Consider the following 252-nt stretch of genomic DNA (forward strand, 5'->3'; position numbering starts at 1 on the left):
CGGGCAATACCGCAGTGCACTGGCGCTCATGCCGATCATTGCCAACGCACGACGCTCGCTGGCACCACGCCCGATCCATTCGCGCACCAGCGTACGACGCGCCGGTGCGCTTACCACTTTTTTCGCAGTGCATCCTTGATCAGGTCGTTCTCGAACAACTGCTCGGCCAGCAACTTCTTCAGCCGCGCGTTCTCGGACTCTAGGTCCTTGAGCCGCTTGGCATCGGGCACGCTCATCCCACCGAACTTGCTG

Annotated in this window: 1 pseudogene; it reads right to left on the minus strand. The window is 61.5% G+C overall.

The features are described 5' to 3' along the window. Positions 1–252, minus strand: a pseudogene (locus JDS80_RS30945) (IS3 family transposase); the annotation flags it as partial.

The sequence above is a fragment of the Bacillus cereus group sp. N8 genome, from assembly GCF_016483685.1.
GTDB lineage: Bacteria > Bacillota > Bacilli > Bacillales > Bacillaceae_G > Bacillus_A > Bacillus_A proteolyticus.